The sequence below is a fragment of the Ruegeria sp. O11 genome (assembly GCF_056535285.1).
In genome coordinates this window covers 239,823-259,665 of record NZ_JBQERS010000001.1, presented here as the reverse complement: position 1 = coordinate 259,665, position 19,843 = coordinate 239,823, and the positions used below count along the sequence as shown (strand labels likewise).

Annotated in this window: 16 protein-coding genes and 1 riboswitch; of the genes, 5 read left to right on the top strand and 11 right to left on the bottom strand. The window is 57.9% G+C overall.

The window, feature by feature from the left end; translation table 11 throughout:
• Window positions 1-74: 74 nt before the first annotated feature.
• The 4 genes from ACRZ91_RS01335 to ACRZ91_RS01320 are packed head-to-tail and all read right to left on the bottom strand — an operon-like array spanning window position 75 to window position 6,637.
• On the bottom strand, window positions 75-2,660 hold the full coding sequence (locus ACRZ91_RS01335) for a putative PEP-binding protein (RefSeq protein ID WP_480902009.1): 2,586 nt from the start codon (window positions 2,658-2,660) through the stop codon (window positions 75-77).
• Window positions 2,661-2,672: 12 nt separating this feature from the next.
• The gene (glyS, locus tag ACRZ91_RS01330) at window positions 2,673-4,892 is read right to left on the bottom strand and encodes a glycine--tRNA ligase subunit beta (protein WP_480902007.1); all 2,220 of its coding nucleotides are present in this window, start codon (window positions 4,890-4,892) and stop codon (window positions 2,673-2,675) included.
• 9 nt (window positions 4,893-4,901) lie between these two features.
• Window positions 4,902-6,140 carry a sodium/glutamate symporter gene (gene gltS, locus ACRZ91_RS01325; RefSeq protein ID WP_480902005.1) on the bottom strand — a complete coding sequence of 413 codons (1,239 nt, stop codon included), beginning with the start codon at window positions 6,138-6,140 and terminating at the stop codon, window positions 4,902-4,904.
• Window positions 6,116-6,637, bottom strand: coding sequence for a DUF6446 family protein (locus ACRZ91_RS01320; protein ID WP_480902003.1), 522 nt, complete (start codon window positions 6,635-6,637; stop codon window positions 6,116-6,118). The genes gltS and ACRZ91_RS01320 overlap by 25 nt, the downstream gene beginning before the upstream one ends.
• A 78-nt stretch (window positions 6,638-6,715) precedes the next feature.
• Here ACRZ91_RS01320 and ACRZ91_RS01315 point away from each other — a divergent pair, with 78 nt between their 5' ends.
• Window positions 6,716-7,348 carry a MarC family protein gene (locus ACRZ91_RS01315; protein WP_170539025.1) on the top strand — a complete coding sequence of 211 codons (633 nt, stop codon included), beginning with the start codon at window positions 6,716-6,718 and terminating at the stop codon, window positions 7,346-7,348.
• Between the two features lie 8 nt (window positions 7,349-7,356).
• On the opposite strand, the gene ACRZ91_RS01310 is transcribed toward ACRZ91_RS01315, so the two are convergent.
• Window positions 7,357-8,286 carry a glycine--tRNA ligase subunit alpha gene (locus ACRZ91_RS01310; RefSeq protein ID WP_170770375.1) on the bottom strand — a complete coding sequence of 310 codons (930 nt, stop codon included), beginning with the start codon at window positions 8,284-8,286 and terminating at the stop codon, window positions 7,357-7,359.
• A 207-nt stretch (window positions 8,287-8,493) separates the two neighbouring features.
• Here ACRZ91_RS01310 and ACRZ91_RS01305 point away from each other — a divergent pair, with 207 nt between their 5' ends.
• The gene (locus tag ACRZ91_RS01305) at window positions 8,494-10,233 is read left to right on the top strand and encodes a serine protease (protein WP_480902000.1); all 1,740 of its coding nucleotides are present in this window, start codon (window positions 8,494-8,496) and stop codon (window positions 10,231-10,233) included.
• Window positions 10,234-10,289: 56 nt separating this feature from the next.
• Here ACRZ91_RS01305 and ACRZ91_RS01300 read toward each other — a convergent pair whose 3' ends face one another.
• The 5 genes from ACRZ91_RS01300 to metZ all read right to left on the bottom strand — a co-directional run bounded on the left by ACRZ91_RS01300 (window position 10,290) and on the right by metZ (window position 16,888).
• Window positions 10,290-11,864, bottom strand: a complete 1,575-nt coding sequence (locus tag ACRZ91_RS01300; RefSeq protein WP_480901998.1) for a thiamine pyrophosphate-binding protein — start codon at window positions 11,862-11,864, stop codon at window positions 10,290-10,292.
• Entirely contained in the window at window positions 11,864-13,312 is a 1,449-nt protein-coding gene (locus tag ACRZ91_RS01295) for a TrkH family potassium uptake protein (protein ID WP_480901996.1), read from the bottom strand. The genes ACRZ91_RS01300 and ACRZ91_RS01295 overlap by 1 nt, the downstream gene beginning before the upstream one ends.
• A 51-nt stretch (window positions 13,313-13,363) precedes the next feature.
• Window positions 13,364-14,131, bottom strand: a complete 768-nt coding sequence (locus ACRZ91_RS01290) for a hypothetical protein (protein WP_480901994.1) — start codon at window positions 14,129-14,131, stop codon at window positions 13,364-13,366.
• A gap of 281 nt (window positions 14,132-14,412) precedes the next feature.
• A complete protein-coding gene (folE2, locus tag ACRZ91_RS01285) occupies window positions 14,413-15,516 on the bottom strand; it encodes a GTP cyclohydrolase FolE2 (RefSeq protein ID WP_480901992.1) in 1,104 nt (367 codons plus the stop codon).
• Between the two features lie 181 nt (window positions 15,517-15,697).
• Window positions 15,698-16,888 (bottom strand): O-succinylhomoserine sulfhydrylase, encoded by a 1,191-nt coding sequence (gene metZ / locus ACRZ91_RS01280; protein ID WP_480901989.1) that lies wholly within the window; start codon window positions 16,886-16,888, stop codon window positions 15,698-15,700.
• Between the two features lie 62 nt (window positions 16,889-16,950).
• A riboswitch (SAM riboswitch) is annotated at window positions 16,951-17,028 on the bottom strand.
• Between the two features lie 129 nt (window positions 17,029-17,157).
• On the opposite strand from metZ, the gene ACRZ91_RS01275 reads away from it, so the two are divergent.
• Window positions 17,158-17,847, top strand: coding sequence for a glutathione S-transferase N-terminal domain-containing protein (locus ACRZ91_RS01275; protein WP_170770364.1), 690 nt, complete (start codon window positions 17,158-17,160; stop codon window positions 17,845-17,847).
• Window positions 17,848-18,002: 155 nt separating this feature from the next.
• Here the strand turns inward: ACRZ91_RS01275 and ACRZ91_RS01270 are convergent, their stop codons facing one another.
• Window positions 18,003-18,266, bottom strand: a complete 264-nt coding sequence (locus ACRZ91_RS01270; RefSeq protein WP_480901987.1) for a hypothetical protein — start codon at window positions 18,264-18,266, stop codon at window positions 18,003-18,005.
• Window positions 18,267-18,771: 505 nt separating this feature from the next.
• On the opposite strand from ACRZ91_RS01270, the gene ACRZ91_RS01265 reads away from it, so the two are divergent.
• Window positions 18,772-19,095 carry a 2Fe-2S iron-sulfur cluster-binding protein gene (locus ACRZ91_RS01265; RefSeq protein ID WP_010439247.1) on the top strand — a complete coding sequence of 108 codons (324 nt, stop codon included), beginning with the start codon at window positions 18,772-18,774 and terminating at the stop codon, window positions 19,093-19,095.
• A 17-nt stretch (window positions 19,096-19,112) separates the two neighbouring features.
• Window positions 19,113-19,817 (top strand): FG-GAP repeat domain-containing protein, encoded by a 705-nt coding sequence (locus ACRZ91_RS01260; protein WP_480901985.1) that lies wholly within the window; start codon window positions 19,113-19,115, stop codon window positions 19,815-19,817.
• The last annotated feature ends 26 nt before the right edge of the window (window positions 19,818-19,843 follow it).

Below are 19,843 nucleotides of genomic sequence, written 5' to 3'. Positions count from 1 at the left end.
ATCGCCTACGCCAACGATTCTCATCGACAGCGAGGCAATTACTTCGCCACTATTTCTAGGTAGTGGACAGTTAGTCAACCCCCAAGTTTGGACGAAATCGCCAGTTGAGCGGCAGACAGCCTAGCGACCGGAACTCGGAAGGGAGAGCAGGACACGTAGTCAAACCCCAAAGCTCGGCAGATGGCGATTGATTCGGGGTTACCACCATGTTCACCACATACTGAAAGCGTAACGTCTGGCTGAGCTTCCCGACCACGTTCGGCCCCAAGCTTCAGCAATTCGCCAACCCCGTCCCCATCAAGAACGTGGAACGGATCTTCATTGAAGACCCCCAAATTCACGTAAGCCGACATGAACCGCCCCGCATCGTCGCGCGACAATCCATAGGTCATCTGAGTCAAATCGTTGGTCCCAAAGCTAAGAAAGGCGGAATGCGGGGAAATCTCATTCGCGCGCAGACAGGCCCGGGGCGTTTCCACCATCACGCCCAGCCGATAGTCGAATTCCTGCCCTTGCTCCGAGGCAACCTCGGCCGCGACCGTATCGATCCGGGTTTTAACCAGCTCGACCTCGCGCTTGGCCGAAACCAGCGGGATCATCACCTCGGGCACCACGGGTGCGCCTTCCTTGCTGGCCTCCAACGTTGCTTCGAAGATCGCGCGCGCCTGCATGTCGTAGATTTCGGGTACAGTCACGCCCAGACGTACGCCACGCAGCCCCAGCATGGGGTTGTATTCGCTCATCGCCTCGACCCGACGCTCGACATCCGAAACAGGCAAGTCCAGCGCCTCAGCCAGCTCTCTCTGTCCGCTACGGGTTGTGGGCAGGAATTCATGCAACGGCGGATCGAACAGGCGGATGCAAACCGGCTGCCCCTCCATGATCCGAAACAGCTGTACAAAATCCTGCCGCTGCATCGGCAGTAGGCGTTCCAGCACCGCAGCGCGCCCCGATGGCGTTTGCGCAAAAATCATCTCGCGCATCACGGTCAGACGACCCGGATCAAAGAACATGTGCTCCGTCCGGCAAAGCCCGATCCCTTCTGCTTGAAAATTCCGCGCAGTCTGCGCATCGGCAGGCGTATCGGCATTCGCGCGGATCGCAATGTCCCGCTCGGCGTCGGCCCACCCCATCAAGGTTTGAAAGCAATCATCCAGCGCTGCCTCAAGCATCTCCGGCTGGCCTGCCAGAACCTGCCCGGACGTGCCGTCGATGGTCAGAATGTCTCCTGTTTTGAACACCCGCCCATCCGGAGCGTTCAGCAGCTTTTTCTTGGTTTGAAACCGCATCTCGGACGCGCCGACAATACAAGGCAGCCCCAAACCTCGGCCGATCACCGCCGCATGGCTGGTAATCCCACCCTTTTCGGTCAACACCGCAACCGAGGCATGCATTCCCCGCACATCCTCGGGCGAAGTTTCACGGCGCACAAGAATACAAGGTTCACCCCGCGCAGCGCTGGCCTGCGCTTCGGCTGCGGTAAATACAATCCGACCTGTCGCAGCGCCCGGGCTTGCGGCGATGGCCGTGGCCAGAACATCACGTTCAGCGTCTGGGTGAACCTGACGGTGCAGCAGTTCATTCAGCGAGTGCGGGTCGATGCGCATCACAGCCTCTTGCGGCGGGATGATCCCGTCCTCGGCCAAACGCACCGCAATCCGCATGCCTGCGCGCGATCCGCGTGGCACCCGGACACCATCCAGAATATGTACCTGCCCGTTCTGAACGACAAACTCGACCTGCATCTCTTCGCGCAGCTTCTCTCGCATCAAGGCAGCATTGGCTTTGAGATCCGCGAAAGCTTCGGGTGCCACGTCTTCCAGTGATGGTCCGCGCTCATCCTTCTCAAGATACAACGCAGCAACGCCTTCGCCGAGCGCATCTCGCCCCTGGCTCTGGCTCAGATAGCGCCCAGTGATCTGAGGCATGCCCGTTGCCGGATCAATCAGTTGCAGTACACCCGAGCCACATTCGCCTTGCCCCACGCCCGGGATCATTTCCTGAATCACCAGTCCAAGCCCAGCATCTGCGGGTGCCCCTTTGGCCTGTCGCAGCAACCGGGCCGAGGTTCCATCCCACGCCCGTGCCATCGACCGCAAGACACCGATCAACTGCTCACCCCGATCCTGAGGGAAGACCTCGTCGGTCTCATCTTCATACGCGCGCAGAGACAAGCTCAGCCCTTCGCGACCATCCGTCTCGATATCATCGAATACATCCGGGTCCAGACGGGCCACATGCAACGCGTAGCTCTGCACGAACCGAAGATAGAGCGCCGCCGCCGCATCTGCGCCCATATCCGCCGATCGGTCGAGATAACGTGCATCATTCATACCGATGTTCAGCACTGCGCCCGGGCCACCCCAATCGGGGTCTTCTGAACTAGGCCGTACGCACAGCAGCGCCTCGGCATCGAATTGTTCCAGAATGGCGGCGATGTCAGGAACTTGACCTTCCGCGATGCGCTGCACCGCGTCAAAAGACAGCGCCACCGTGCGCGGCACCGGCATGTCCAGCCGAACCAGTCGTTGCAGGCACTTCGCCCGGCCGCCATGGGTATTGGCGGCAACGGGCGCTTTCGGAGTGATAAGCGTGGTATGCGGATTATTCTGCACTGCGGCACCTTTTGGTTTGCCCGCAGCATAAGGCCCTGCGCCCATGGCGCAAGGGCGTTATCCTTCGATCCGGGTCAGATCAGCGACGCTGGAACAGACCTTGCGGATCTGGCTCAGCAGGTTCAGACGATTGCGGCGCAGGATGTCATTGTCGGTGTTGACCTGCACATCCTCAAAGAACGCATCCACCGGCCCGCGCAGTTCGGCCATTGCCGCCATCGCTGCCGGGAAATCTTCCGCCTTCAGCGCAGGATCGATCTTAGCCTCCGCTGCGTCGAGTGCTGCAAACAGAGCCTTCTCGCTGTCGGTTTCGGCAAGTTTCACATCCGCACCGTAGGAGTATTCCACCCCATCCTTCTCTTCCGCCTGAGACAAGATATTGTTGGCCCGCTTGAACCCCTGCACGAGGTTCTCTCCATCCTCGGTCGCAATCACCGCGTTCAGAGCACGCGCACGTTTGACCAACAGGTTGAGGTCGTCATTCCCCTCCATCGCGATACAGGCGTCGATGACATCATGGCGGATGCCTTCGTCTCGGAGGAAGACTTTGAGGCGGTCGTGGAAGAAAGAAAGGAGATCGTCAGACGCGTCGGGAACCTTTTTCTCAAGCTCGAGAAATGCTTTTGCGGGCAGTCCTTCAAGCTTTTCTTTGACTGTCTGGAATGAAGCACCAAAGACACCATGTTCTGCGATTTCTTCCAAGAGATCGCGGACATTCGTTTCGGGTAAGGCGTCATTGATAGCGCTTTCTGCTCGAACCAGTTGGCTATCGAAGAAACGGTCCAACCGAAGACGCAGATCGTTATTCACAATTAGTCGAATTACCCCTAATGCCGAACGACGCAACGCAAACGGATCTTTCGAGCCAGTCGGCTTCTCATCAATCGACCAGAATCCGGTCAGCGTGTCCAACTTGTCGGCCAGTGCCACGGTCACCGACAGCGGCGCGGTTGGCACATCGTCCGATGGCCCCAGCGGCGAATAATGTTCCTGCGCCACGGCGGCCACTGCGGCATCCTCGCCTGCCGCTTCGATGTAATACCGCCCCATAAGCCCCTGAAGTTCAGGGAATTCATAGACCATTTCGGAGTTCAAATCAGCCTTGGCCAAACGCGCGGCTTTCTCAGCCTGATCGGCATCCGCTCCGGTTACCGGAGCCAGTTCGCGGGCCAGTGCGGCGATGCGGTCGATCCGCTCGGCCTGTGTACCCAGCTTGTTTTGGAAGGTCACATTCTCCAGCGCGCGGGTCCATTGGGTGATGTCCGATTTGGCGATGCGCAAGTCGTTCTCCCAGAAGAACTTGGCATCCGCCAGACGCGCCGACAGCACCTTCTGGTTCCCTGCCAGAATGGTCGCACCATTGTCGGCGGTTTCGCGGTTGGCAACGGTGATAAACCGTTCGATCCGCCCCGTCTTGGGGTTCTTCACGGAAAAGAACTTTTGGTGTTCCTTCATCGAGGTCTGCAACACCTCGGGCGGCAGCTCAAGAAACTCCTCATCAATCTGCCCCATCAGTACAACGGGCCATTCGACCAGACCGGCCACCTCGGCCAGCAGACCCTTGTCATCGACCACTTCCAGACCGGCGGCAAAGGCCATGTTCTGGGCGTCGTTCCAGATATGCTCGACACGCTCCTCGGGCGACAGAACCACAAAGGCGCGTTTCAGCTTGGCGGCGTAATCCTCGAAGGATGTGACAGAAAACCGGTTCGGAGCCATGAAACGGTGGCCCTCAGTCGTGTCACCGGATGTGATCCCCTCGACCTCAAGCGGCACGACCTGCACGCCTGCCTCATCTGTCAGGATACACAGGATCGAGTGCAAAGGCCGTACCCACCGCATCGATCCAGCCCCCCAGCGCATCGATTTGGGCCAGGGAAAGTTTCGAATGGTAGCTTCCAAAACCTCGGCGATGATTTCAGCGGCCGGGCGGCCCGCCTTTTCGATGGTGGCGAAATAGACTGCGCCTTTGGGCGTGTCGCGCTCTTCCAACTGATCTCGGGTCAGACCAGCGCCGCGCAGAAAACCTTCAATGGCTTTGTCAGGCGCGCCTACCTTGGGGCCTTTGCGCTCTTCGCGGATCGTAGGGCTTTCCGCAAGCAGGCCCTCAATAGCCAGCGTCAGGCGACGCGGCGTCGTCAGTGCAGCGGCAGAGGCATAGGTCAAACCAGCCTCGACCAAACCGTCCGTGATCCGCTTTTTCAGATCCTCACCGGCGCGGGCTTGCATCCGCGCGGGGATCTCTTCGGAGAACAGTTCGATCAGCAGGTCGGGCATAGTCGGTCCTTAGAAATTGACAATCGTCTGGATGACGATGGCATTGGCGATATCCACAAAGAATGCGGATACAAGGGGCAGCACGATAAAGGCAATAGGTGAAGGCCCATATCGCTTGGTTACGGCGGTCATATTCGCGATAGCGGTCGGGGTCGCACCCAGAGCGAAACCTCCGAACCCGGCGGCCAGAACGGCGGCGCGGTAATTTGATCCCATCAGCGGGAACAGTGCCCAGATAACGAACACGACTGCAAACAGCGTCTGAGCGGTCATGATCACCGCGATCGCAAGGCCCAGCTCAGCGATGGTCCACAGTTGCAGGCTCATCAGTGACATCGCCAGAAACGCCCCCAGCGCAAATTCCGAGATCAGCGCCAGCGAGGGCGTACGCGACACCGGCGGTGCATTCGGAGCAAGCGCGGAGCGCAGGTTTGCAATGACAATGCCCATGATCAGGCAGGGCACGAACAAGGGCAACTTTAGCCCGGCGGCGGTGATCGCCTCACTCAGGATGTAACCCGAGATGATCGCAAGGTTTAGGTGCAGAAGCACGCGCATGATTGTCAGATGATCAATCTCGGACTTCGGGTCGACCTCATTGGGCAGGCCCACCGTATGCTCTTCCCCCGGTCGTTCGGGGCTGAGCTTGCGCCCTTCGATCAGCAGTCGCGCAATCGGCCCACCGACCAAGGCGGCCAGCACCAGGCCCAATGTGGCCACTGCAACCCCCAACTCGGTTGCGCCGCTCAAACCAGTGGCGTCCGCAACTTCGGGAGCCCAGGCGATCGCGGTCCCGTGCCCCCCGATCAGCGCAGCAGACCCGAACAGTACCCCGGCTTGCGCCGGATATCCGAACATCACGGCCCCCGCAGCGCCGATCACATTCTGCGCAACGATGGTTAGAAGCGTCAAAATAATCAGCAATAGCAATGGCTTACCGCCCGCGATCAAATCGGACAGGCGGGCGTTCAGGCCAATCCCGGCAAAGAACAGAACCAGTAGGAAATCGCGCGCGGTCAAGCCAAATGACAGCTCAATGCCAAATCCAAGATACAGAGCCAACACCACCAGCGAGGCCAAAAGGCCCCCGGTCACCGGCTCGGGGATGTTGAAGCTGCGCAAGGACGCAACGCGGGCGTTAATCTCGGCCCCCAACAGGTAAACCGCAAAGCCCAGCGTTGCGGTCAGGAACTCCGGAATTTCAACAACCGTACCCATCTGCGTCAACCCTCGGGTCTGGGTGGGCATTCCTCGCCCACGACCGTGCCGTCATAGGCCTTTTCACCGCAATTGTTTAGTGCGTGCCAGATGTAGCCTTTACCATCCTGTGTAACGGCGACGATCCGATCGACTCCATAATGGATGTTCTTGGCGCCCATGAAGGCCTGCGCCTGCCCTGTTTTCAACGCATCGGCAAGCGCAACCGCGTCGTAGCAGTCAAACCATCCCGGCGCAGTCAATGGCTCGGGGTTCTCGACAGGGATGAAATCCACCATCTGATCCGGCATCATCTCAGTTTCGAAACAGGCCCTATACCGGATCGGAGAGCTGTCGGCGTCAATGGCCTTGAAACCAGTATATGCGATGGGTTCGGGAGCCTCCGCCCCTCGTGCCAGCAATACCACATCCTGGCCCGGGCGCGGCTCGACCTCATAATAGAACCCATAGACCTGCAGATAATACATCCCTGCCCCTGCCAGAACGGCAGAAATCACAAGCATCAGCGCAAGCAGTTTTCCAGTCATCGTTTACGCCGCCTCTTTCAAGTTCACAGAAAATAGGACAGGTTTCAAATCAGTACGAGCAGAAACGAGGCTACACGCATGGAAACCACCCTTGCCGTCGGATTTTTCGGCGCGCTGTTCGCGATCATGAATCCGATTACCAACCTGCCTGTGTTCCTGAGTGTTACGCAAGACCTGCCCGTTTCGGATCAACGCAAAGTGGCTGTGAAAACCGCGCTCTACTGCTTGATCCTTGGTGGAGCCTTCGCTGCGATTGGCAGTCAGGTGCTTGGGCTGTTCGGCATCAGCGTCGATGACCTGCGTGTCGCCGGTGGCCTTGTCGTCCTGATGATCGGGCTGAACATGCTGAACGGAAACGAAAGCAGCTCGCACCACGGAACCGACGGAGAAAAGAAATCCTACCCGGCCCCCGAAACGGTTGCCTTCTATCCCTTGGCCTTTCCGATACTGGTCGGCCCCGGCACGATCACGACCATGATCCTCTACACGCATCATATCAAGACGCCGGTCGAAGCCATTGTCTATGCAGGCGTATTTCTGTTTGTCGTCGCTTTGCTTCTGGGCACGTTCTGGAACGCATCGGCGCTGGCCAAACGGCTGTCCGACAATGCCCGTGTGATCATGAGCCGCTTCATGGGCATGATCCTTGCGGCCATCGCAATCAGCATGATCGCAGACGGCCTGAAGGCGTTGTTGCCCGGTCTTGCCTAGACGCTGCATCAAACCTCGAACCCGGCGGCCTCGGTCTGCACGAACGCATCGGCGCATTGCTTGGCCAAAGCGCGAACGCGACCGATATAGGCCTGCCGTTCGGTCACCGAGATCACGCCTCGCGCGTCAAGCAGATTGAAGATGTGGCTGGCCTTGATGCACTGATCGTATGCAGGATGCGCCATGATGATGCGCTTGCCCGTCTTCGGGTCATCATGTTCCTGCGCCAGAATGGACGCGCATTCGGCCTCGGCCTCTTCGAAGTGGCGCAGCAGGACCTCGGTATTGGCCACATCAAAGTTCCAGCGGGCGTATTCCTCTTCGGTTTGCTTGAAGATGTCGCCATAAGATAGCGGACTGGGTGATTGCGGATCGTTGAACGGCATATCCATCACATGATCGATGCCCAGTACATACATCGCCAGACGCTCCAACCCATAGGTCAACTCGCCCGAAACCGGCGTACAGTCGTGGCCCCCGACCTGCTGGAAATAGGTGAACTGGCTGACTTCCATGCCATCACACCAAACTTCCCAACCCAGTCCCCACGCACCCAGCGTAGGGCTTTCCCAGTCATCCTCGACGAACCTGATATCATGCAGGTCCATGTCGATGCCGATCGCCTCAAGACTGCCCAGATAAAGCTCTTGCAGATCCGGCGGGCTGGGTTTGATCAGCACCTGATACTGATAGTAATGCTGCAACCGGTTCGGGTTCTCGCCATAGCGCCCGTCCGTCGGGCGGCGTGAGGGCTGAACGTAGGCCGCGGCCCAAGCCTTGGATCCCAGCGCACGCAGGGTGGTTGCCGGATGGAACGTACCCGCGCCAACCTCCATGTCATAGGGCTGCAGGATCGCACAGCCCTTCGACGCCCAATAGGTCTGAAGCCGCAGGATAATCTCCTGAAATGAACGAGGAGCGCTTTTGGGTTCGGTCATGACATTTCCCTTGGACGCCATTTGCGCCCTGTTTCAGTGGGTTTGGCCCTTCCTATGCAAGCCACCAAGGGGCGTCAACGGGCCAAACGGCACTGGCTGTCGCTGAGCAGCCACACCCAGAATTCCCCGTATTCCGGGCATGGCCATCGGGTCGCGATTCCGCGTACTCTGCGGCAAAGTGAAAACACTGCATAAAACGGGCAGACAATGACACGCGTATTTACGGTAATTACATTCTTTCTCTTCTTCGGTCTTCGCGCCGCTTTCGCCCAACAAGACGCCGGCGTTTGGATCCAGATTGAGGCACAGCCCTCGCTTCGCGAAGCGCAGGAGCGTGCTCAGGCTTACGCAAACGCCCTGCCAGATGTGAACGGGTTTCGCCTGAACTCGGGCTGGTATGCCATTGTAATCGGGCCATATATTCGCGATGACGCCGAGCAGGTATTGCGGGTCTACCGGGCTGAACGCCAGATACCGTCAGACAGTTTCATCGCTTTTTCCAATGCGCTGGCTCAGCAGTTCTGGCCTGTTGGAGCCAACATTCTTGAACGGGGTGTGATCAACGCACCCGTACAGCCGGAACAGCAACCAGAACAGCCAGCGATTGGTTTGAGCTTGCAGGACGCAGACGAAACGCGTTCGGAAGCCCTGCAGGGTGAACGCCTGCTGACGGCTCAGGAACGCAAGGACCTGCAGACTGCGCTGCAGGCGGCCGGCTTCTACAACTCGACCATCGACGGTGCGTTTGGTCAGGGTACTCGTCGCTCGATGAGCGATTGGCAAAGCTTCAACGGGTTTGAGGCAACTGGCGTTCTGACAACATTGCAGCGCAAGACGCTGATGGACGACTACAACGCACCGCTGATCAGCGTCGGCTCGGCGCGATATTCCGACGTTCAAGCGGGGATCGAGTTGGACATGCCTCTGGGCGTGATTGCATTTGACCGCTATGAAGCCCCCTTTGCGCATTTCAAACCCGCCTCGGATCTGGACGCTCAAGCGCTGTTGATCAGCCAGGAAGGTTCACCCGCCACCCTTCGGGCGCTGTATCAGGTGATGCAATCGCTTGAGATTGTTCCGCTTGATGGCAAACGCGCCTTACGCGGGAACAGTTTTACGATAGAGGGGCGCGGCCAGGGAATAACCTCGTACACTCAGGCGGCCTTGAAGGACGGGAAGATCAAGGGGTTCACTCTGGTTTGGCCTGAAGGCGATGAAGCGCGACGCGCCCGCGTTCTGGCCGCAATGCGCGCTAGCTTCACCCCAACGGATGCGGTGCTCGATGCCAGTGCCGGGGCAGAGGCCGAACAACGCATTGATCTGGTCTCGGGTCTTCAGGTCCGCAAACCGCGACTGTCGCGATCCGGCTTCTACGCCGATAGCAACGGGACAGTCCTGACTGTTTCGGAGGCTTCCGACAGCTGTAACCGCATCACTCTGGACGGTGGCCAGGAGGTTCAGGTCGCATGGCAAGACGCTGATCTTGGCGTTTCCGTTTTGCGCCCCAGCCAGACACTGGCCCCAATCAGCGTCGCCGAATTCCAATCAGACCAACCCCGTATTCAGTCTCAGGTCGCCGTTTCGGGCTTTTCTTACGAAGGCGCTTTGGGTGCCCCCACCCTGACCTTTGGCGAGATCGCCGATCTTCGCGGCTTGAACGGCGAAGATGGCGTCAAACGTTTAGCGCTGGCCGCGCAGCCCGGGGATGCGGGCGGGCCGGTCTTTGATGACAGCGGCAACGTGGTCGGCATGCTGCTACCCACCCCATCTGAGGGACGCACCCTGCCCGACTCGGTTAGCCTTGCGGCAAATGTCGATCGCCTGACAGAAGTCCTGAACAAGGCGGGTGTTTCCGGCCAAACCGCACAAAACTCGACCCAGATCTCACCAAACGAGCTAAGCCGCCGGGCCAGTGGAATGACTGTATTAGTTCATTGCTGGGACTGAATATCTGACATCACTGAAAAGGCGCTGGACCGAGGTGCAGCGCCTTTTTTCATGCCTCACAGAATTTCCGGCGTAATTCTGATCAGAGTTGGGCCGTTAGCAGTAAACGCCTTGCGAACTACCGCCTGCATCTCATCCAGATTACCCGGTTCTGCCGATCGAGCCCCGAAGGCCTCGGCCAGTTTGCAGAAATCCGGATTGCGCGCGATCACCGCGTTGGGCGCGATCTGACTGCGCACCATGCTATCTTCGATCGCTTTCAGCTTGCCATTGTCCCATAGAATAATGGGCAGAGGCAGGCCCAACTCCACTGCGACGCCAAGCTCTTGCATCGTGTAGTGGAAACCATAGTCGCCCGCGATCACCGCTGTGGGTTTTCCACGTCGCGCCATGGCACCACCGATGCCTGCGGGCAGAGCATATCCCAGTGTGCCGAACCCAGTTGGGTGATGCCAGTGATAAGGATAATGCATGTCCCAGATCTCTTTCGAGACATAAGCGAACTGCGTCATATCCGAATAGATCATCGTCTCGACCGGCATCGCCTCGCGCAGCGCGTCGGACACCTGAACGATGCCCGGTAGTTCGGCGTTGATTTCCGCACGCCAGCGCGCGCGTGCCTCACTTACTTCATCCTGGGACCATCCGCCTGCCGGTTGAACCTTTTCGACGGATTGCCACAACGCATATGCGAAGCTTTCGCCATCAGCCTGAATCTTGACTGTCGCCCTATGGTGGTCGGACAACACTTCGGGGTCGAGATCAACGCGTACCAGCTGGGCGGAATGGCCCAATCGATCACGCCACAAATCAACCTCTCCCAGCTCTGCCCCGACAACAACAACAAGATCGGCCGAGGCGATCACCTCGGCGCTGCCCGGACGAGGCAACATCGATCCGAAATCCAGCGGATAGTTGGCCCCAACAAGCCCTCGTCCGGCAAATGTGGTGAAACAGGCAGCACCTAGCTCCGTCAGGATCTGCCGCCACAGGTTGGAGCGGCTACCACCGCCTAGAATGAACAATGGCCGCTGCGCAATATTGAGCAAAGACAAAACAGGAGCGACATCGGGCGGCAACGCCTTGGTACGCAAGGCGGGTTGGTTCGGGAATGGTGCCGGCTCAGCTTCAGCTTCCAGCTGAGCAATTGGGATCTGGATATGCTTGGGCCGTGGTCGCGACAACTCAAAGTCTTCGAACGCTCGTTCAACCAACCGATATGCGGCCTGCGCATCGTCTGCCTGGCAGGACCAGTCTGCCACGGTGTCCGCTGCGCCGCGTTGATCTTTCATCTGGTGCAACTGTCCACTCCGTGACTGAACATCGTCAAGGCAAGAGGACAACACCAGCATTGGAACTGAATCCGAATAGGCCTGGCCCATTGGCGTCATGATGTTGCACAGGCCGGGACCGGTGATCACATAAGCCACACCAGGCTTGCCAGAAGCGCGCGCGTATCCATCGGCCATGAACCCAGCGCCTTGTTCGTGGCGCGCCAGAACATGCGTTATGCCAGCTTCTTCGATACCACGGTACATTTCCTGATTATGAACGCCGGGAATTCCAAAAATCACATCAACGCCGCGATCTTTTAACATGTGCGATATCTGCGCACCAAGCGGTCGCTTCATTAGTCTCTCCAGAATTGAACAGTAAATATTGCGTAAACGGCAAGCAGCTCTAGCCGCCCAACCAACATACCTACAATCAGCATCCATTTCGCGCTGTCGTTGAGTCCGGCAAAGTTTCCTGCAGGGCCGATCTGATCACCCAACCCAGGACCCACATTGGCCAGTGCAGTTGCGGCACCCGAAACCGAGGTGATAAAGTCCAGTCCAGTCAGTGCCAGAGCCCAGGACAGCACCCCCATCGAAAGTGCGAAGAACATAAAATAGCTCATGACCGAGGTCAGAACATCGCGCCCTATGGGTCGCCCGTCATATCGCGGCACGAACACACCATGCGGAGACCGGATGCGGCTGATCTGCGTTTTGATCGAGGCAAACAGCAACTGATAGCGGAACACCTTGATCGAACATGCGGTAGACCCCGCACAACCGCCAATTAGGCCGATCAGGAAGAACAGCATGATCGGGAAGCTGCCCCAGCCCATATAATCAACGCTGGCATAGCCGGTACCCGAGATGATCGAAGTGATATTGAACAGCGACTCGCGGAACGCTTGTTCCCAATGGTGTGGAAAGACCGATGTCAGGAATATCGACATGAGAACCACAAGAACCGCAATCGTTGCCAGAAATGCCCTGATCTGACTGTCTTGCCAAAGCGAACTCGTATTGCCGTTGGCAAATTGGACATAGCGTACGAATGGCAAGGCTGCGAGGATCATGAAAACGGCGGCGGCGTATTCAGCAGGTCCCGAAAAAGTCCCGAATGATGCATCATAGTTGGAGAACCCGCCGGTGGAAATAGTGGTCAGCGCATGGACCAGAGCGTCAAAGAAGCTCATCCCAAGACCGGCATATACGAGGGTGCAGACCACTGTGAGAACGACATAGATCAGGGAAATCTGACCTGCAATTTCTTGCGCACGAGGAAGGATCTTCCCCATAGTTTCAAATCCTTCCGAGCGGAAGATCTGCATTCCGCCTACGCGCAGTTCGGGTAGGAAAACCATTGCGACAACGATGATGCCAATGCCACCCAGCCATTGCAGGACCCCCCGCCACAACAACAGGCCACGCGGCAGATCATCCAGCCCCGAGATCACAGTCGACCCGGTGGTGGTCAGCCCCGACATCGCCTCGAAATATGCATCAACAAAGCGGAGCTCGGTCTCGCCGAACACAAAGGGTATGGCGCCAAAAACCGGCAGTGCGACCCAGACACCCGAGGTCAACAAAAAGGTCTGACGGATGGTCAGACCTTCCCCCACCCCGTTCGAACAACTCATCGCAAGAACACTGCCAGTCAACAGCGTGATGACCGCGCTTTCAAAGAAAACATGCCACTCGCCCCGCCCCTCGATCATGTCGACAAGCATGGGCAGCAGCATGGTCGCCCCTAGAATGGCGACCAGCAGGCCAATCACATATCCGACCGGGCGAAGATCCATCATGACGGGCAGCGTTGGCGCGCCAACCCGATGGTGTCAAGCAGATGATCGGCGTTAACTGTCGGATTTTGCCTCAGAGCCCGGCATCGCGGGTGGCTTCGACGGGGCGCGTGCACGACGCTGCGCTGGTTTGGCCTGCTCAGCCGACGCAGCTGCGGGTTTCTGCGGCGCAGGCTTTGCCACGGCAGGTTTCGGGGCCACTGTGACCTGAGGCGCAGCTTTTGCAGGCGCGGGCTTTACGGGAGCAGGCTTAGCTGCCGCAGGTGCCTTGAGCCCAGCTTTTGCCGTTTTTGCCGATGCTTTCGGCGCTGCGGCAGCCGGTTGTGCCTTGGCCTGCGCGGAGGATTTGAACTCAGCGACCGCCTTGGCCGCCGTTGATACTGGCTTGGCCGATTTCGAGGCGGGTTTCGCAGGTACCTTGGCCTTGGCCCGTGCTGTTTTCACAGCCGGTTTGGCCGCAGGGGTCGCCATAGGTGCAGCGGCCGCAACCTTAGGAGCCGCCGCTTTCGGCACTGGTACCACCGCGGACTTAGCCGCCGCCTTTGGCTTAGGTGCCGCTTTGGTTTTCGGCTCAGCTTTATGCTTTGCTGCAACCTTGGTTTTAGCAGCCGGCCTGGCTGGCTTTCGTGTTGCTGGTGTCGCCGCTTTGCGGGCAACCGGAGCGGGTGCCTCGGCTGTCTTCAGTCCGTGAAGAGGTGTCATCGGCAGATCAAAAGCCGCGCGGGTCATGATCTGCATGATCTCAATCTGACTGGCCATTGCGTAACCGGCCATCCGGATGGCCGCTGCCTGAAACTCAAGCGGTTGAGTAATCGGATTCATTGCATGTCTCTCCTGATAAAACCGAGGCAGCGGGAAAATGAGTAAAAGACCCCACCCGCCCCAATCGTCCGGGCGGATTTGCAGGTTGGCGGTCCAAGGCGTTGCACGTCCCGGCTTCCTTTCGGGCTGCACCATCCGGATTTTGCGGAGGTGCAGCAGCTGCACTCAGGTGCAACCTATCGCAAATTGAGGTGCAGATGCAGCATTATTTGCTGCGTTGCGGCAAAAAAGCGCCCATGCGGGATTTATGATCGTTTTTCCAGCAGCTTCCGTGGGGTCAATCAGCCCACATGAAACAGCGTCGTGAACAAACGCGGGTCCAGGCTAGCCGTTTCGAACGTTGGACCTTCGGTCAAAATCGAGACCGCATCATGGCTGTGCAGGCTTTCCTGATGGCTGGCAATCACGCGGAAATCGCCGACATGATGATCGGCCTGCAACTCGGCGCAGAACAGACGCGCGGCATCTTCAACGAAAATGGGGTTGGCCGCATTCAGCTCAGCAAATGCCTGTTCATCCTCGCGCTTGACCATCACCTGCGTTTCGGTTGGCACCGCACGGCGACAGAGCGCGATCAGATCTTCGAACCACAGGCAATCCGCGTTGCAATCTACCACGACCGAAATGCGCGCGACTGAGCGCTGCGAGTGCGGCGTTGCCAACTGCCCACGTGTGGCGCGTGCGTGTTCGCTAAGTTCCAGTGAACAGGGGCATGTGGACGAATAGACATAGTCGAGATGCATGATCTTTAGACGCTCTCCGCCCCGATCAACCAGTTCCAGCGCGATGTCGTAATACTGGTAACCGGACAATCCCGAACGCAGGCTCTCGATCCGGTCGGGATAGGAAAACCGCATCTGAATCCGCGCATCCAAACTGTCCAGATCGGACAGATAGTCGTTCAGCGCTGCCTCCATCACCTCAAAACTAAAGGTGCGCTCGGCGTGCTTGTAGAAAGACCGCATGATCCGGGACATGTTGATGCCCTTCTTTTCGGCCTCAAGGCTGACAGATCCGGTGACCGAGGTCTCAAGTGTCAGCTCGGCACCGCTTTTGCGGTGGAACCGGATCGGCAGGCGAAAATTCGAGATGCCGACATGCTGGATCTGCTGCTTCGACCCCCGGATCAGGCTGGACGGCCCGTTCTGCAAATCGGGCAAGGTGGCCCTGTAGGCTACATCTGCCTCAAAGCTTTCGGGATATTCGCGCGACAAAGCAGGATAGTTTGACGGCTGTAAACCCGGAACAAGCTGCGCCACCGCTGGATCAAGCTGGCTGATTTCGGCCGCCGAGGCCGATTTCGCCCATTCGCGCAGTACCTTTAGCGCTGCGGCGGCTTGATCGTGATCGGGTGTTTCGTTGATGTCGCGCGGATGAATGTTCATTGGCACGGATCCCTTGCTAGGCCGACGGTTATATACCACCGAGGTTTAATTACCAGTCCTGAACGATACGCGCGGGATAGCAGCCCGGATCGAAATTCGAGGCGAGAAATCGTCACATTACAACCAAAAACGCCGGATCAGGCGGTTCACACCCGCCTGACCATGAATTCCCGGCGCGGCGCTAGCCCTGAGATACCTCCAGCGCGCGCTGGATATCCGCCAGCAGATCCCCGGCATCCTCAAGCCCGACCGACAGGCGGATCAGGCCCGGCGTAATTCCCAACTCATCGCGTTGTTCTTCGCTCAGGCGCTGATGCGTGGTGGTGGCCGGGTGCGTCGCGATCGACTTGGCGTCACCCAAATTGTTCGAGATCACCGGGATCGTGAGCGCATTCAGGAACGCAAACGCTGCGGCTTTGTCGCCCTTGATATCCAGCGACAGAACCGTGCCGCCTTTGCCGCCCAGCTGATCCTGCACCAATGCGTTCTGCGGGTGCGTCTTAAGGCCGGGGAACAGTGTCCTCTCTAGTGCGGGATGCCCTTCAAGCGCCTCAGCAATCTTCTGGGCGCTGTCTGCCTGCGCATTCACGCGCAGGGCCATGGTTTCAAGACCTTTGACCATGATCCAGGCGTTAAACGGGCTCAGTGCTCCGCCGGTGTGTTTCATGTAGGGTTCGACCGTGCCACGGATGAAATCCTTGGTGCCGATGATCACACCGCCCAGCGCGCGGCCCTGCCCGTCAATATGCTTGGTTGCCGAATAGACAACCACATCCGCGCCCTGCTCAATCGCACGCGAGAACACCGGCGTCGAGAATACGTTGTCTACGATTACAACGGCACCAACCGCGTGGGCCAGTTTCGACACACCGGCGATATCGATCACCTCAAGCGTCGGATTCGACATGGATTCGAAGAATACCGCCTTGGTGTCAGGTCGGAGCGCAGCCTCCCATGCGACCAGATCGGTACCGTCCACAAACGTCACCTCAACACCGAACCGAGTCAGGATGTTTTCAAGGATATACAGGCAGGACCCAAACAGAGCTTTGGCTGAAACCACATGGTCGCCAGCTTTCAACATCGAAGTCAGCGCACCGTTCACAGCCGCCATGCCCGAGGCGGTGGCAAACGCATCCTCCCCGCCTTCCAAAGCCGCTATACGTTGCTCGAACATTGAAACGGTGGGGTTGCCGTAGCGGGCATAGATGAACTCATCCGGGCCGCTTTCGATAAACCGGGCCTCGGCCTGCTCAGCGTTTTCGTAGACAAACCCTTGTGTCAGAAAGATCGCCTCGGAAACCTCATTGTACTGACTGCGACGGATGCCGCCATGGACGGCTTGGGTGCGTTTGTTCCAGCTTTCGCTCATCTCATTCCTTTCGGCCCCGCTTGGGAGGCAAACAAAAAACCCCAGACGCGGCCAAGCGAAAGGGGTCTTTCATCCTGACCTTTTAGCGGTGTTGTTTAGCGTGGCCCGCAATCCGGTAACAAATCGCCACGTGGTAGGCATGCATTTACGCCCCGTCCCAGGCCTCGTCAAGCCCGTCCCGCTTCGGGTCACGCTTTCGTAAATGGCCCGAGCAGGCTCTTGCCGTTTGCTCAAAAAGCTTCATCATCGCTTCAACCTGAGGAGGCCCCATGATCGATCTATATTTCTGGCCCACGCCCAACGGCTGGAAAGTGTCCATCGCTTTGGAAGAGATGGAGCTGCCCTATGAAACCCACTTGATCAACATCGGCAAGGGCGATCAGTTCGATCCCGAATTCCTGAAGATCTCACCCAACAACCGAATGCCTGCTATCGTCGACCCGGACGGCCCTGACGGTGCACCGGTATCCGTCTTTGAAAGCGGTGCAATCCTGATGTACCTCGCCCGCAAGACTGGGCGGTTTTACGGCAAAACCGAGCGTGACCGGATCGCCGTCGAAGAATGGCTGATGTGGCAAATGGGTGGCGTCGGCCCCATGGCCGGACAGGCGCATCACTTCCTGAAATACGCCCCTCAACTGGACCCTCCGCAGGACCTACCCTATCCAAAAGATCGTTACCGCACCGAGGTCGGGCGTCTATACGGCGTTCTGGACCGGCGTCTGGCCGAAAATGAATTTGTTGCGGGCGATTTCTACTCGATCGCCGACATGTCGATCTGGGGCTGGGCGAGCTTGTGGGAGGGTCAGCAGCAGGTACTGGAGGACAAACCGCACTTCACACGCTGGCTTGAGATGATGAGCGCCCGCCCAGGCGTTCAGGCCGGTCGCGCACTGCATGCCGAGCTGCGTGGGGATCATCGGGACAGGTCAGCTCAGGATGTTTTGTTCAAACGATAAGCTTTGTTGATTGCGACCGCTTTGAAACCAAAGGCTGCCTAAATTGTCTGGCAAAAAGCGCTCAGAACGAAGAAGGAAGTTTTGCGCCTTTCTGTTGACAGCACAAAACGCCACTAAGCTGCCCCCCAATCCGGGTATGTCATGAGCCATGCGGTTTACTGTGGATCAGGACTAGCTGCTTCAGACTTTTGGAACACCAGCAAGGTTATGAAAAGACCGGCTATTAGCATTGTGTGAGCTGCAGCCGTTACGCCGAAAACAAAATAGCTGCCTACCATGAGCGAAAAGATAGCGCTCCACATCCAGGCCAGCATTTGCATCAGCAAATGGGCAGTGGGAAGGGACTGATTTTTCAAAGGATTCTTAGTTTCATTCATTACTGAATCCCACGTCGATTTAACATTCGATATATTAGTCATGTTTCTACTCCCATTACCTATATTACTAGAGCTCACGGGAAACGCATGGGCGTATCTGGAACCCGCGCTGCCGATGAGTAAAGGTATGGGCCGACAACGCGGGCCGCCGTGAGTGGTAGTACAAAAGATACGCGCCAGCTGCGCTAGTGGACCAATATTGGCTCAGCGCCGCAAAAAGGGTTTAGCGCATTCGAAGTTCTATAATACCTAAGCCGTCTTCATCCCAACGGCAGTTTTGAGCGCCAATCCGCCCCGCCATTTCCAACGCTCTTTGGAGATTTGCGGCTACCTGCTCCTCTTCGCCTGCCGCTGGATTGTCCATCAAATTTGCGTCCTGTTCACTGTCTTGAACTTGCAGAGCCTCGAATTCTCGTAACTCGGACAGAAACCGGAATAAATGTAGCGAATCTCCACGCGCGACATGCAGAGTCGCAATTCCCACTGGAAAGACTTAACTCGCTTCACTAAGGAAGAATTCGAACATCGCAAAAGGAAGACGCACGCAATGGCAAAGATCACCTATGTCGAGCATGGCGGTACCGAACATACAGTCGAGGTCGCCAACGGACTGACAGTCATGGAAGGGGCCCGTGACAACAATATCCCCGGCATCGAGGCCGATTGCGGTGGCGCCTGCGCCTGCTCGACCTGCCATGTCTATGTTCACCCTGACTGGGTCGAGAAAATCCCAGCCAAGGACGACATGGAAGAAGACATGCTGGACTTTGCCTATGAGCCCGACACTGAGCGCTCGCGCCTGACCTGCCAGATCAAGGTCACCGATGCGCTGGACGGGCTGGTTGTCCAGATGCCCGAAAAACAAATCTGATGCCTTCCCGGTCGGTCATGGCCCTAGCAATCGCGCTGGGGATTTGTCCGATCAAAGCTCAGTCGCAGCAACCATGGCAGTATGAGCCATTGGAATCGGCGGAATACGCCGAACCCACCGCTCGATACCCGCACGGCGTGCTCGGTGATCAGATCGAATACGGCGCGCTTGTATTGCAATACGTACCCAACTCGGCGCGATACACAATCCGCCTGCCCATGGAACGGGTCTTTGAAGATATTAAGCCGCGTCTTGTCGACATAGACAATGACGGCCGTCGCGAAGCGCTTGTGGTTGAAAGCCATCGTGACAAAGGTGCCCGGCTCGCAATCTACAACGGCGGCGGTCTGATCGCCGCCACCCCCTATATCGGAACCCGGAATCGCTGGCTTGCCCCTATCGGTGCCGCCGACCTCGATGGTGACGGCCGTATCGAGATCGCCTATGTCGACCGCCCACACCTCGCTAAAACCCTGCGCATCTGGCGCTTTGAAAACGGCACCCTGACCGAAATCCAGTCGATCCCCAGCCTCACCAATCACAAAATCGGAGAGGACTTCATCTCGGGCGGCCTACGTCAATGCGACGGTGCCCCAGAGTTAATCGTTGCAAACGCGAACTGGACGCGCATCATCAGCGTCTCATACCAAAACGGCTGGCAAACCGCTGATCTCGGCCCGCTCAATAAACGCGATGACTTGACCGCAGCGCTAAAGTGCTGATCCCGTTTTCATCTGGCCATAAGTAT

What these genes read in the sequence shown, in the direction of transcription:
- ACRZ91_RS01335 (WP_480902009.1), bottom strand. Translation starts at nt 2,660, where the DNA reads ATGGGCGCAGGGCCTTATGCTGCGGGCAAACCAAAAGGTGCCGCAGTG.
- glyS (WP_480902007.1), bottom strand. Translation starts at nt 4,892, where the DNA reads ATGCCCGACCTGCTGATCGAACTGTTCTCCGAAGAGATCCCCGCGCGG.
- gltS (WP_480902005.1), bottom strand. Translation starts at nt 6,140, where the DNA reads ATGCCCACCCAGACCCGAGGGTTGACGCAGATGGGTACGGTTGTTGAA.
- ACRZ91_RS01320 (WP_480902003.1), bottom strand. Translation starts at nt 6,637, where the DNA reads ATGACTGGAAAACTGCTTGCGCTGATGCTTGTGATTTCTGCCGTTCTG.
- ACRZ91_RS01315 (WP_170539025.1), top strand. Translation starts at nt 6,716, where the DNA reads ATGGAAACCACCCTTGCCGTCGGATTTTTCGGCGCGCTGTTCGCGATC.
- ACRZ91_RS01310 (WP_170770375.1), bottom strand. Translation starts at nt 8,286, where the DNA reads ATGACCGAACCCAAAAGCGCTCCTCGTTCATTTCAGGAGATTATCCTG.
- ACRZ91_RS01305 (WP_480902000.1), top strand. Translation starts at nt 8,494, where the DNA reads ATGACACGCGTATTTACGGTAATTACATTCTTTCTCTTCTTCGGTCTT.
- ACRZ91_RS01300 (WP_480901998.1), bottom strand. Translation starts at nt 11,864, where the DNA reads ATGAAGCGACCGCTTGGTGCGCAGATATCGCACATGTTAAAAGATCGC.
- ACRZ91_RS01295 (WP_480901996.1), bottom strand. Translation starts at nt 13,312, where the DNA reads ATGATGGATCTTCGCCCGGTCGGATATGTGATTGGCCTGCTGGTCGCC.
- ACRZ91_RS01290 (WP_480901994.1), bottom strand. Translation starts at nt 14,131, where the DNA reads ATGAATCCGATTACTCAACCGCTTGAGTTTCAGGCAGCGGCCATCCGG.
- folE2 (WP_480901992.1), bottom strand. Translation starts at nt 15,516, where the DNA reads ATGAACATTCATCCGCGCGACATCAACGAAACACCCGATCACGATCAA.
- metZ (WP_480901989.1), bottom strand. Translation starts at nt 16,888, where the DNA reads ATGAGCGAAAGCTGGAACAAACGCACCCAAGCCGTCCATGGCGGCATC.
- ACRZ91_RS01275 (WP_170770364.1), top strand. Translation starts at nt 17,158, where the DNA reads ATGATCGATCTATATTTCTGGCCCACGCCCAACGGCTGGAAAGTGTCC.
- ACRZ91_RS01270 (WP_480901987.1), bottom strand. Translation starts at nt 18,266, where the DNA reads ATGACTAATATATCGAATGTTAAATCGACGTGGGATTCAGTAATGAAT.
- ACRZ91_RS01265 (WP_010439247.1), top strand. Translation starts at nt 18,772, where the DNA reads ATGGCAAAGATCACCTATGTCGAGCATGGCGGTACCGAACATACAGTC.
- ACRZ91_RS01260 (WP_480901985.1), top strand. Translation starts at nt 19,113, where the DNA reads ATGGCCCTAGCAATCGCGCTGGGGATTTGTCCGATCAAAGCTCAGTCG.